Genomic DNA, 13,023 nt, shown 5'->3' with positions numbered 1-13,023 from the left:
GGAGCGACACACGAGGTTCGAACTCGTGACCTCAACCTTGGCAAGGTTGCGCTCTACCAACTGAGCTAGTGTCGCATCAACAACGTTTCCGCTGTTTAGGGCTGCGAATTATAAGAGCATTTTTTTGTGATGCAAGTCCTTCCTTCAAAAAAACTTTATTTTTTTACTGAACGACGAAAAAGCAATCAAAAGCGATATAAATTACAACAATTTGGATCGCAACCTTAACAGTTAAATCTTGAAAATAGTACCTCGATAGTACTTAAGTTCTGCGATGGACTCACGAATGTCGTCCAAGGCCAAATGTGTTCCCTGTTTTGTGAACCCATTTAGCACCTCAGGTTGCCAGCGACGTGCTAGTTCTTTAAGAGTACTAACGTCAACATATCGGTAATGGAAGAACTCTTCCAACTCAGGCATATGCTTGTATAAAAAGCGACGATCCTGCCCAATGCTGTTACCACATATTGGCGACGCCCCTTTTGGCACCCATTTTTCTAAAAATTCAATGGTTTGTGCGACTGCGTCTTGTTCTGAGATTTGACTGTTTCGAACGCGCTCCACCAAACCGCTTGCCGTATGCGTATTAGTACACCAGTCGTCCATTTTCGCCAGTTCTTCTTCCGGCTGATGAATCGCTAACACTGGACCTTCAGCCAAAATATTTAGTTCGCTATCCGTGACAATAGAAGCAATTTCGATGATTTTGTGCGTTTCAGGATCAAGCCCTGTCATCTCTAAATCAACCCAAATTAGGTTTTGATCGCTAAAGGACATGGTTACGCCGCCTATTTGTTTATCGATAAAAGAGGTACTATACCTCAAAATACGAGAAACACGATACTCATACACGGAGCCAAGAGTACGGCTCAACCATTTGAGTAAATTCACATAAAGTACAGAATTGTGGCAAAGAAGAAAAAGTTAACCAAAGGTCAGGTGCGACGCGTACGTAGCAACCAACAAAAGCGTTTGAAGAAGCAAGAAGAGTCCATCCAGTGGGATGAAAACATGCTAGGCGCCAGCAAGCAAGGTCTCGTGATCACTCGTTTTGGTCAGCACGCGGACATTGAAGACCTTGAAACAGGCGAAATTCAACGCTGTAACCTCCGCCGTGGTATTGAGTCTCTAGTATCTGGCGATCGTGTTTTATGGCGCGAAGGATTGGAGTCTATGGCGGGCATCTCTGGTGTTGTTGAAGCGGTAGAACCTCGCTCTTCAGTGCTCACTCGTCCAGATTATTACGATGGCCTAAAACCCGTTGCAGCCAATATTGATCAAATGGTCATTGTCTCTTCGGTATTACCAGAGCTATCGCTAAATATTATTGACCGCTATCTCGTTGCATCAGAAACACTGAATATTGCGCCATTGTTGGTCTTAAATAAAGTCGACCTTCTAGAAGCCGATGACCGTGCAATGTATGAAGAATGGCTCAAAGAATATGAACGCATTGGCTATAAAGTGCTTCTGGTCAGCAAGAAGTCTGGAGAAGGCATTGCTGAACTAGAAACCCTGCTGCGTGACCGAATTAATATCTTTGTTGGTCAATCAGGCGTAGGGAAATCCAGCTTAGTCAACGCGTTAATGCCGGAACTAGAGAGCGAAGTGGAAGAAGGCGAAGTCTCTGAGAACTCTGGCTTGGGCCAACACACCACGACGGCTGCACGTTTATACCACATTCCAACGGGTGGCGATTTGATCGACTCACCTGGAGTACGTGAATTTGGTCTTTGGCATTTGGAAGCAGAAGAAGTAACAAAAGCATTCGTTGAATTTCGACCATATTTAGGCGGTTGCAAGTTCCGAGATTGTAAACACAATGATGACCCAGGCTGCCTTCTACGCGAAGCTGTCGAGAACGGGGAAATTAACGAAACTCGCTTTGAAAACTATCATCGCATTTTGGAAAGCATGGTTGAAAACAAAGCAAATCGTCAGTATTCACGTAATAAAAAAGCCGATCTGTAATTGAGTTAAGGCTGTAACTGTGTAAAAAGTCTTCACCTAATACTGACAAGCAAATTAAATTTCAGTAACATCACGCGCCCTAAAGCGCGAATCTAACAGAAGTATCGGAATTAAAGATGGACAAGTTTAAAGTTGGACTGCAGTACTGGATCCCACAACACGGCCTCACTCGCCTAATGGGTAAACTGGCTTCAGCAAAAGCTGGCGGTCTAACAACAGCAGTTATTCGTTGGTTTATCAAACAATACAATGTGAATATGGATGAGGCAAAGCACTCAGATCCTAAACATTTTAAAACGTTCAACGAGTTTTTCGTTCGTGAGCTAAAAGAAGGCGCACGCCCAATTTCTGAAGGCGAAAACGTCATCACTCATCCAGCCGACGCTTGTGTTAGCCAGTTTGGCCCTATTGAAGATGGTCAACTTATCCAAGCAAAAGGTCATCACTTCTCAGCACAAGAATTGCTGGGCGGTGACGCGAATTTAGCTGACGAATTTAAAGATGGTTCTTTTGCAACATTGTACCTATCTCCGCGCGATTACCACCGTGTACACATGCCATGTGACGGCACTCTGCGCCAAATGATTTACGTACCAGGTGACCTGTTCTCAGTAAACCCTCTGACAGCAGAAAACGTACCGAACCTATTTGCACGTAACGAGCGTGTGGTGTGTATCTTCGATACTGAGTTTGGTCCAATGGCACAGGTGCTTGTTGGTGCGACAATTGTTGGTAGCATTGAGCAAGTATGGGCTGGCACGATCACTCCGCCTCGTGGAAACACTGTCTACAAATGGGATTACCCAGCAGAGGGTGACAAGGCCGTGATCTTGAAAAAAGGCGAAGAGATGGGCCGCTTCAAACTGGGTTCTACTGTTATTAACCTGTTTGCCAAAGACGCGATTGAGTTTGACGCAAGCATGGAAAACGGTAAGCCAACCGTTATGGGCACACCTTACGCCTTGAAAAAATAAGTAAAACACCGTTAAAGAGCCCTTTATTAAGGGCTCTTTTTATTGATAAAAAGCAAAACTCCGTTCGAAATTTAGCCTCTATTTCTCAAACTCATACCTGCCTCTAAGACCCTCATTCCACAATCAATTATCCTGCGCTTAGAATGAATATTTAGAGGGGCAGCCAATGCCAAAGATGAGTGTAAACACGTTGGCGAAATTGCTGGTGTGCTTTTTAATTCCGCTCGGTGTTTTGATGATGCCGATTGATGCTATTCCTATTGACGATCTCACTTTAATTCAGCATCGCCTGTTGGCTATTTTTCTTCTTGCTGCCCTACTTTGGGTTCTCGAGCCGGTTCCCGTTTTTGCTACGTCCATTCTTATTATCGCTCTTGAACTGATCATGATATCGGATAAAGGTTTGCATCTATTTCGCAATCCACCAGCGGGGCATGATTTAGGAGAGTTAATTGCTTACACCGATATTTTCTCGGCCTTCTCTTCACCGATCATTATTCTTTTTATGGGTGGTTTTGCTCTCGCGATTGCGGCTTCCAAATACGAGCTCGACAACAACCTCGCCCGAGTTCTATTAAAACCATTCGGCACACAACCTAAGTTCATCATGCTGGGCTTGATGTTAATTACCGCCGTTTTTTCAATGTTTATGTCCAATACTGCCACGACCGTGATGATGCTAGCCCTGCTTGGCCCCATCGTCGCTTCAGCACCTAAAGGGGATTTAGGCATTAAAGCACTGGTGTTGTGTATTCCAATTGCAGCGAATACAGGCGGCATTGCGACTCCGATAGGCACGCCACCTAATGCGATAGCGCTTCAATATCTCACTGGAGAAAACGCGATAGACTTCCTATCGTGGATGACAATGGGTCTACCCTTTGTGTTGGTACAACTTACTGTAGCTTGGTTCTTGTTGCAAAAGCTGTTTCCGTCTAGCGAACCAGAAATGAAACTAAAGCTAGATGGTACATTCAAAAGGAGCTGGCGTGCGATCGTCGTCTACATCACTTTTGCACTAACCATTTTGCTTTGGATGACAACGAAAGTGCATGGCATGAATACATATGTTGTCGCGATTATCCCACTAGCAGTGTTCACGTTAACGGGCATTATGGGAAAAGAAGAGCTCAAGCTAATTAACTGGGATGTTTTATGGCTGGTTGCCGGTGGTATAGCAATTGGTATTGCCTTAGACAAAACAGGCTTAGCCGAAGCATTAGCGCACGCTATTGATTACAGCCTGCTATCACCATTTGCCGTTGTTTTAGCCCTATCGGTAGTGTGCTGGTTAATGGCGAACTTTATGTCTAATACCGCAACGGCAAACTTATTGATGCCTATTGCTGCCGCTATTGGTACATCCATGCCAAGCCTTATTGCGGTTGGTGGCCTACAAGGTTTACTGGTTGTCGTCGCCTTCTCCGCATCACTTGGCATGATCTTACCGGTTTCCACACCACCAAACTCTTTGGCTTATTCAACAGGCCTCATCGAGAGCAAAGACATGGCGAAAGTAGGCCTGATTCTCGGTTTGATTGGTCTACTTATCGTGTATGGCGCAGTTTTGGTAATGTTTTAATCGAAGAGCTCCATGAAAAAGCGTGTTGTCATGGAGCTGCTCTCCAGCTACTGCCCTCACAGAGCGGCTTTTACATCCCATAAATTTCGTGCATATTAAGACTCCTCTACTCTACAAGGACGTCGACACATCATGGGTTACGAATGGCTTGCTTTATGTGCCGCTTTTCTGTGGGCAGTTTCTAGCCTTATTTCTGTCATTCCTGCACAACACCTAGGCGCTTTTTCTTACAGCCGCTGGCGCATGGGCTGTACGGCCGTGATCTTATCAACAATGGCCTGGATAACTGGCGGCTGGTTAACGGTTTCTTGGGAACATGTAACGCCAATGATGGCCTCAGGACTGATTGGTATTTTTATTGGCGATACCGCTCTATTCGCGTGTTTGAATCGTATGGGGCCAAGACAAGCCGGGTTACTCTTCTCTTGCCACGCCGTGTTCTCTGCCATCTTGGGCTACTTCTTATTTAGCGAAGTCATGACCGCAATAGAACTACTGGGCGCATCATTGGTATTTAGCGGCGTGGTGATGGCGATATTCTTTGGCCGAAGAGGTCAAGTGAATAACGTCTTGGAAGACATTAAAGGTAACATCTGGGTAGGTATTGGACTTGGCTTAACCGCAGCAATGTGCCAAGCATTGGGAGGCATTATCGCCAAGCCAGTAATGCAAACCAGTATTGACCCAGTTGCGGCTTCTGCTATTCGAATGATCAGTGCCTTTTTCGCCCACAGCATGTTGTTAGTTCTAGGGGTCAAAGTCGCTCGCTCGACGCAACACATTACTTGGTGCGTATTTGGTATTACTGCCCTTAATGGTTTCTTGGCGATGGCCGTCGGCATGACGCTAATCTTATACGCACTACAAGAAGGAAATGTAGGTATGGTTGCACTTCTATCTTCAACCACGCCAATTATGTTGCTACCACTGCTCTGGATTTACACTAAACGCCGACCAAACCGATTTGCATGGTTGGGCGCAGCCCTAGCTGTGATTGGTGCTGGCATTTTGGTTCAGTAACCTTACAGACCAGCCCTTACTGCCAGATACAAAAAAGCCCGAGTTTAAACTCGGGCTTTTGTCATTCGGAGCCGTTAGTTAATTATTTAACTAGTACTTCACCCGTCATTTCTGCTGGGATTTCTAGACCAGCTAGAGAAAGCATGGTTGGTGCAAGGTCAGACAGTTTACCGCCTTCTTTGAATTCAACCGCTTTGTCACCTACATAGATTAGAGGTACTGGTAGGTTAGTATGAGCAGTGTGGATGCCGCCAGTTTCAGGGTCGATCATCATTTCTGCGTTACCGTGGTCCGCAGTGATCAATAGTTGACCGCCAACTTCTTTGATTGCTTCAACCACTTTACCCACACTTTCATCTAGAGCTTCGATTGCTTTCTCAGCCGCTTCATAAACGCCAGTGTGACCAACCATATCTGCGTTCGGGTAGTTACAGATGATGGTATCGAACTTACCAGACTTGATAGCCGCAACCATCTTATCTGTTAGTTCTGGAGAGCTCATTTCAGGCTGCATGTCGTACGTTGCAACTTTTGGTGAAGCAACCAATTGACGCTCTTCGCCTTCAAATTCGTTCTCAACACCACCGTTGAAGAAGAAAGTCACGTGTGCGTATTTCTCTGTTTCAGAGATACGTAGCTGAGTTTGACCTTGTTTAGATAGCCACTCACCGTAAGTGTTTTCTAGAGACGCAGGTGGGAATGCGATAGCTAGAGGGATATCAGCCGCGTATTGAGTCAGCATCACAAAGTTGATTGCTGGGAATACTGCACGCTCAAAGCCGTCAAACGCAGGAACGAATGCACGAGTGATTTGACGTGCACGGTCAGCACGGTAGTTCATGAAGATAACCGCATCACCATCTTGCATGATTGCGTCTTCTTGACCTTCCGCTTTGATAGCTGTTGCTTTAACGAATTCGTCGTTTTCTTCACGAGCGTAAGCCGCTTCTAGACCTGCAACTGCCGTTTCTGCTGTGAACTCAGCTTTAGCTTGAGTTAGAAGATCGTAAGCAACTTGGACGCGATCCCAGTTGTTGTCACGGTCCATTGCGTAGTAACGACCTACTAGAGAAGCAACGCGGCCTTTACCTAGTTTCGCAAATAGGTCTTGGAAACGTTGTAGTGAGTTTTCAGCACTACGTGGTGGTGTGTCACGGCCGTCTAGGAAGCAGTGTAGGTAGATTTTCTCTGCGCCACGCGCCGCTGCCATTTCAACTGCTGCGTAAATGTGGTCTTCGTGAGAGTGAACACCGCCTGGAGACATCAGGCCCATGATGTGTACTGCTTTTTCAGCTTTCACAGCAGAGTCGATTGCTTCAACTAGCGCAGGCGTTTGTTCGAACTCACCATCAGCAATTGATTTAGTGATACGAGTCAGGTCTTGGTATACAACGCGGCCTGCACCAATGTTAGTGTGACCAACTTCAGAGTTACCCATTTGACCATCAGGAAGGCCAACATCCATGCCTGAAGCAGAGATTAATGTGTGTGGGTTATTCGCAATCAGAGCATCCATTACTGGTGTTTTCGCATTCGCAATTGCGTTACTTGCTGTGTCTTCACGGTAACCGTAACCGTCAAGGATAACTAGAGCCAATGGCTTCTTAGCTGACATAGTGATGACCTCATCAAATTTAAGTAACTTTTGGCGTAGGGCCTCGCTGCCCTATCTAACCTTGAAACAAAACTAGCGTAATTTTACTACACTTTTTAACCAAAACTGTAGGTTAAGATCAAATAATGTTTGCGATTTATTGTTGCTATCTTACAAGTTAAGCGAACAACGAGTCAGTGCCGACAATCGTGTTCCACAAGCATAGTCATTTCTAATACGCTTTGTACACCCCAGTCTAAGTTCGGTTTTCTTACGCTTCTCATTCTTATTTTTGCACTTGAAACAGCGCTAATTTAAAGCAACATCAAACAAGATGGGTTAATACCTATTGTTCTCTTTTCTCAGTAAAACAGAAGTCACTTAAACCGATAAGTCCAATAGGCAAAAACAATCAAGCTACCAGAGCAAAATGTACGGATAGTAAGGGCATAACGGGTTTATAGAGATCTCAATTATTCGTTAGAAAATTTTAACCCTCTCGCCTAAGAGCCGTAACCTCGCTATACTCCTGCTTTATTTTTCCGCCAACAGCGTAAGAGCTCAAGACATGCAAGAGTACATTGAATTTTTCCAACAGAACATGATTCTATCTTTGGTTTGGGTAGGTCTTCTTGTCGCCTTTATCATGAACATCGTGAAGTCAGCGACAGCCGCATACAAAGAAATCAACGTAAACCAACTGACTCATCTTATGAACCGTGAAAACGGCGTTGTAGTGGATATCCGTACCAAAGACGAGTTCAAAAAAGGTCATATCACCGACTCACTTCACATTTTACCGTCAGACATCAAAGCGGGTAACTTGGGTAGCCTTGAAAACCACAAATCAGACCCAATCATTGTGGTATGTAAGACAGGACAGACCGCTCAAGAAAGCGCAAACCTACTAGTAAAAGCAGGCTTCGAAAACGTGAGCCTACTAAAAAATGGTTTGATTGCGTGGAACGAAGCGAACCTGCCGTTAGTTCGCGGTAAGAAGTAGGAACGTGGCAAGAACGAAAGTTCGCGTTTAAACGCGCTTTTACCAAGCCTCGCGGACAAAAAACTGAGCAAATTGAAAGCAGTTGGAGCACTAAGTTGTGACGCTTTGCACGTAATACACGCTTCATCTAGTCAAGGTAGATTGGCTCAGTTAGTCTCAGGACATACCAGTTTTCTGAGCTTAGACGTTTCTAAGCTCAACAAATATTGATTTAAGGATTAAAAAATGGCTGAAGCAGCACCTCAAGACGCACAACAAAACTTCGCAATTCAACGCATCTTCCTAAAAGACGTTTCTTTTGAAGCGCCGAACTCTCCAGTAATTTTCCAGAAAGAGTGGAACCCAGACGTTAAACTAGACCTAGACACTCAAAGCCGTGAGCTTGGTGAAGGCGTTTACGAAGTTGTTCTACGCCTAACCGTTACTGTGAAGAACGAAGAAGAGACTGCGTTCCTATGTGAAGTTCAACAAGGTGGTATCTTCACTGCTGAACAAATGGAAGCTGGTCAACTTGCACATTGCCTAGGCGCATTCTGCCCGAACATCCTATTCCCATACGCTCGTGAAACTATCTCAAGCCTAGTCGTTAAAGGTACGTTCCCTCAACTGAACCTAGCGCCAGTAAACTTTGACGCGCTATTCATGAACTACCTACAACAGCAAGCTCAACAAGGCGAAGCTGAAGCGTAATTCACGTTTTATAAGTGACGAATAGCCACAGTGCTGACGTCACCGAATCAAATAAAATGCACAGAGCGTCTACCATCCGATGCAATGTGCATTTTTTATTTCTGACAAAAGTTCCTAGTTCCTAATCGCCAGAAGGCGTAAAATTTGACGATTAGGAACTAGATTCTACTAGTAGCAAGACAATTAGGCGGTAGCATGACACAAGCAAATACAAACAATGCTTACGGTAAAGACATCGCAATGACTGTGATTGGCGCAGGCTCATACGGCACCTCTTTGGCAATCTCACTCGCTCGTAACGGCGCGAACGTTGTTCTTTGGGGACACGAGCCAGAGCACATGGCTCGCCTAGAAGCAGACCGAGCTAACCATGCCTTCTTACCAGGTGTTGATTTCCCTGAAAGCTTGATCATTGAATCGGATTTAGAAAAAGCCGTTCAAGCAAGCCGAGATTTGTTGGTTGTGGTTCCAAGCCATGTCTTTGGCATCGTGCTAAACAGCTGTAAACCATTCTTGCGCGAAGACTCTCGCATCTGTTGGGCAACCAAAGGGCTTGAACCTGAAACGGGGCGCCTGCTGAAAGACGTCGCTTATGACATTATCGGTGAAAACTACTCACTAGCAGTATTGTCTGGCCCAACGTTTGCGAAAGAGCTCGCAATGGGTATGCCGACTGCAATTTCAGTTGCGTCTCCAGATTCTGAATTTGTTGCGGATCTACAAGAAAAAATCCACTGTAGCAAAACCTTCCGCGTATATGCCAATAGTGACTTTATTGGTATGCAATTGGGCGGTGCTGTGAAAAACGTTATTGCGATTGGTGCAGGTATGTCTGATGGTATCGGTTTTGGCGCCAACGCCCGTACTGCATTAATTACTCGTGGCTTGGCTGAAATGAGTCGCCTTGGTGCTGCGCTGGGTGCACAGCCAGAAACCTTTATGGGCATGGCAGGTTTAGGCGATCTTGTCCTGACATGTACCGATAACCAATCACGTAACCGACGCTTTGGCTTGGCATTAGGCCAAGGTAAAGACGTTGATACGGCTCAAGAAGAAATTGGCCAAGTGGTTGAGGGTTACCGCAATACAAAAGAAGTATGGCTACTTTCTCAACGTATGGGTGTTGAGATGCCGATAGTTGATCAAATTTATCAAGTATTGTATCAAGGAAAAGATGCGCGCTTAGCAGCGCAAGATTTACTTGCTCGTGACAAAAAAGCCGAAGGAAAGTAGCAATCTACCGCCCTTTGCAGCTCATCTGAGAAAAATTGAAGTTGTCGGGTCACGGAAGAACCACTCTGGATATTGAGAATGAAACACTGCGAAAAACAAAAAGTCTGGAACAAAATTGTCTCAGAAGCCCGTGAAATGTCAGAACAAGAGCCTATGCTGGCGAGCTTCTATCATGCCACCATTATCAAGCATGAAAGTTTGTGTGCCGCTCTGAGTTATATTCTGGCTAACAAATTGAACACCGCTTCCATGCCAGCGATGGCTGTGCGTGAAGTGGTTGAAGAAGCCTTTGCGGCTGATCCAACCATCACTGACGGCGCGGCTTGTGATATTTGTGCCACGGTCAATCGCGACCCTGCTGTTTCAATGTACTCAATGCCATTGCTGTACCTAAAAGGCTATCACGCACTGCAAGGCTACCGAGTAGCAAACTGGCTATGGAAGCAAGGTCGTCACGCTCTTGCGACTTACCTACAAAATCAGATTTCGGTAGCATGTCAGGTCGATATCCACCCTGCAGCGCGCATTGGTAGTGGCATCATGCTCGACCATGCAACAGGCATCGTGATTGGTGAAACTGCCGTGGTCGAAAACGACGTGTCTATACTGCAAGATGTCACCCTTGGTGGTACTGGTAAAGAATGCGGTGATCGTCACCCGAAAATTCGCGAGGGTGTGATGATCGGAGCTGGTGCAAAGATTCTTGGCAATATCGAAGTCGGTGAAGGCGCGAAAATCGGATCTTGCTCTGTGGTATTGCAAGCCGTGCCTCCTCACACAACGGTGGCTGGCGTGCCTGCAAAAATCGTCGGACGTCCAAAAACGGACAAACCCTCTCTCGATATGGATCAAGGCTTTAACGGCAAGTCGCAAAGCTTTATCCATGGAGATGGTATTTAATCGTCAACAAACCTTTTTGACAACAACGTGGTAGGTAACTCTCAAGTGCGAAAACAAAATCACCCTGTTCTACGCTCGGCTATTTTATTAACTTGTGCTTTATCTGCCACTTATCCCATTACCTCCTCTGCTGTGAGTCAGCAAGAGCTCAAAGGCGTATCCAGTGAGATAAGCCGTCAGCGCAAATCGCTCTCTTCCCAAGAAAAGCAGCTCAATGAGTTACAGAAATCACTAAAAGATCAAGAGCTTGGTATTTCTAAGCTTGAGCGTGAAATACGACAAACCAAGTCTAACCTCGCACAAGCAGACAAAAACATAGAAAACCTGGAAGAGAAAATTGCCTTGCAAGAAGCACAGCGTCAAGAGCAAGAAGAAGAACTCAAACAGCTGCTGCAAACGTATTACGTAACCGAGCGAGCGAAGGCCAATGGTCACTTGTTAAATCAAGGTGTGGAAGAAGACCGCATGAGCCAATACTTCCAGCATTTAGCTAAAGCACGTGCTGAAGTGATTGATGCGATCACCAAAATAACCCAAGAATTAGCGCACAACAAAAACCAGCTCGAGCTAGAAAAAGAGCAAATCGAGACTCTGCTCAAGCAGCAATCCGAAAAACGTACAGCGCTAGCGAGTACACAATCCAAGCGTAAACAAACCCTGACTAAAATTCAGAGCAGTATCAAGAATGACAAACGCTACTTAGCCGAGCTGCAACGCAACGAAACCCGTTTAAAAGCAGAGATAGCCAAAGCAGCGAAGCGTAATGCGGTGCCAATGGACGGACTCGGCAAACAGCGCGGTAAGTTGCCTTGGCCACTCAAAGGCAGTGTGTTACACAACTTTGGTACGCGACAAACCGGGCAGGTAAACTGGAAGGGCATGGTGCTGTCTGCCAACTATGGTCAACAAGTGAAAGCCGTTTATCCTGGTACTGTCGTATTTGCGGAGTATCTGCGCGGATACGGTTTAGTGGTACTGCTCGACCACGGCAAAGGTGACATGACCCTCTATGGTTACAACCAAGCCTTAACTAAAAAAGAAGGCGACCGAGTCACCGCCGGCGAAGTGATTGCTCTCGCGGGTGATACAGGTGGTCAAGACAGGCCATCGCTGTACTTTGAAATTCGTCGTAATAGTGAAGCGCAGAATCCGAAATCTTGGTTAAAGCGCTGATTATCTGACTTATTGACTTGTCATAAAAAAGGAGCCACTCGGCTCCTTTGTTGTATTCATGTTTTGGAAAATGCTATGCGTAGTAGGTTTCTACCGCATCAATAAAAGCATTCACATCATCTTTGCTTAACGCGTTGATTCCTGCCGCCGCCTCTCGCCCCCCACCTGTCGGGAACTGACCACACACGGCCACGGCACCTTGTTTATTGTTTAACGGGGCACGGAGTGAAACCGTATAAGTACCATCTGCATTTTCAGTAAGTACCGCATGCGCAGAGTCAGGGGTTTGGTTTGCTAGCCAGTTGCCATAAACACCACTGATTCGGCGTGATGCCGCCGTGTTTGGTAACTCAAACAACTTCAGCTTACCGCTCTCATGCATGGCAGGCACTGCGAGAGCCGCCTCCATGTCTTGTTGGTAAGCCGATTGCAATTGGTAGTATGGCGAGGCCGTATCTTCAATAGCTTCAAATGGTGACATGTACTTCAGCAAAGCTCGGTACAGCTCCGCAGGATGAAAGTGTAAATCTTCGACTTTCGAGCCGTAGCCGTTGTAGTTAATTAAAGTACCCAGCTCTTTTAGCTGCTCTTTCTGTTGCTGCGACAAGCCCGCGTTATTCGCTAACTCATTGGCTTTAGCAATCATGTTATCGCCATAAGCCGCCGTAATCGCCCAGTCATGAAAACGCCCATCAAGCAACTTATCGACAATCAACGCCGTGCACATGTTGGCATCGAGATCGATGTGCGCATCCAAATTACCATGCTGAGGAATGTCACCAGCTTTGTGATGGTCGGCGTAAAAGACGTGCGCGCCTTGAGCCAAAGCTTGCTCTAGACCTGCCATGTTCTTTTCCATCGAAATGTCTAACACAGTCAGCTC

At 45.9% G+C, this 13,023-nt stretch carries 12 protein-coding genes and 1 tRNA gene; 9 read left to right on the top strand and 4 right to left on the bottom strand.

Annotation, left to right across the window (positions count from 1 at the left end; genetic code table 11):
- Positions 1-2: 2 nt before the first annotated feature.
- Together R8N28_RS23085 and orn are read right to left on the bottom strand one after the other, a co-directional pair.
- Positions 3-75 (bottom strand) — tRNA-Gly (locus R8N28_RS23085).
- Between the two features lie 156 nt (positions 76-231).
- Positions 232-777: an oligoribonuclease gene (orn, locus tag R8N28_RS23080; RefSeq protein WP_017635574.1), complete on the bottom strand. Its 546-nt coding sequence runs from the start codon at positions 775-777 to the stop codon at positions 232-234.
- Positions 778-906: 129 nt separating this feature from the next.
- Between orn and rsgA the strand changes: the two genes are divergently transcribed.
- The 4 genes from rsgA to R8N28_RS23060 all read left to right on the top strand — a co-directional run bounded on the left by rsgA (position 907) and on the right by R8N28_RS23060 (position 5,547).
- Positions 907-1,971 carry a small ribosomal subunit biogenesis GTPase RsgA gene (gene rsgA / locus R8N28_RS23075; protein ID WP_025768798.1) on the top strand — a complete coding sequence of 355 codons (1,065 nt, stop codon included), beginning with the start codon at positions 907-909 and terminating at the stop codon, positions 1,969-1,971.
- A gap of 116 nt (positions 1,972-2,087) precedes the next feature.
- Entirely contained in the window at positions 2,088-2,945 is an 858-nt protein-coding gene (asd, locus tag R8N28_RS23070) for an archaetidylserine decarboxylase (protein ID WP_005381465.1), read from the top strand.
- 166 nt (positions 2,946-3,111) lie between these two features.
- Positions 3,112-4,527 (top strand): SLC13 family permease, encoded by a 1,416-nt coding sequence (locus tag R8N28_RS23065; protein WP_065274932.1) that lies wholly within the window; start codon positions 3,112-3,114, stop codon positions 4,525-4,527.
- A 132-nt stretch (positions 4,528-4,659) separates the two neighbouring features.
- The gene (locus tag R8N28_RS23060; protein ID WP_065274933.1) at positions 4,660-5,547 is read left to right on the top strand and encodes a DMT family transporter; all 888 of its coding nucleotides are present in this window, start codon (positions 4,660-4,662) and stop codon (positions 5,545-5,547) included.
- Between the two features lie 82 nt (positions 5,548-5,629).
- Here the strand turns inward: R8N28_RS23060 and gpmM are convergent, their stop codons facing one another.
- Entirely contained in the window at positions 5,630-7,162 is a 1,533-nt protein-coding gene (gene gpmM / locus R8N28_RS23055) for a 2,3-bisphosphoglycerate-independent phosphoglycerate mutase (protein ID WP_005381471.1), read from the bottom strand.
- Between the two features lie 547 nt (positions 7,163-7,709).
- Between gpmM and R8N28_RS23050 the strand changes: the two genes are divergently transcribed.
- From R8N28_RS23050 to R8N28_RS23030, 5 genes are all read left to right on the top strand, one after another.
- On the top strand, positions 7,710-8,144 hold the full coding sequence (locus R8N28_RS23050) for a rhodanese-like domain-containing protein (protein WP_005386415.1): 435 nt from the start codon (positions 7,710-7,712) through the stop codon (positions 8,142-8,144).
- Positions 8,145-8,369: 225 nt separating this feature from the next.
- Positions 8,370-8,834, top strand: a complete 465-nt coding sequence (gene secB / locus R8N28_RS23045) for a protein-export chaperone SecB (RefSeq protein ID WP_005386410.1) — start codon at positions 8,370-8,372, stop codon at positions 8,832-8,834.
- 195 nt (positions 8,835-9,029) lie between these two features.
- Positions 9,030-10,067 (top strand): NAD(P)H-dependent glycerol-3-phosphate dehydrogenase, encoded by a 1,038-nt coding sequence (gene gpsA, locus R8N28_RS23040; RefSeq protein ID WP_005381474.1) that lies wholly within the window; start codon positions 9,030-9,032, stop codon positions 10,065-10,067.
- A 78-nt stretch (positions 10,068-10,145) separates the two neighbouring features.
- On the top strand, positions 10,146-10,967 hold the full coding sequence (cysE, locus tag R8N28_RS23035; protein ID WP_005381475.1) for a serine O-acetyltransferase: 822 nt from the start codon (positions 10,146-10,148) through the stop codon (positions 10,965-10,967).
- 27 nt (positions 10,968-10,994) lie between these two features.
- Positions 10,995-12,140, top strand: coding sequence for a murein hydrolase activator EnvC family protein (locus tag R8N28_RS23030; protein ID WP_065274934.1), 1,146 nt, complete (start codon positions 10,995-10,997; stop codon positions 12,138-12,140).
- 73 nt (positions 12,141-12,213) lie between these two features.
- Here the strand turns inward: R8N28_RS23030 and R8N28_RS23025 are convergent.
- Positions 12,214-13,023, bottom strand: an 810-nt coding sequence (locus R8N28_RS23025) for a DHH family phosphoesterase (RefSeq protein WP_318183457.1), incomplete at its 5' end; no start/stop codon positions are given.

This window comes from Vibrio sp. Vb1554, assembly GCF_033344235.1.
The sequence above is the reverse complement of the archived record's forward strand: the minus strand, read 5'-3'. Positions and strand labels throughout refer to the sequence as shown.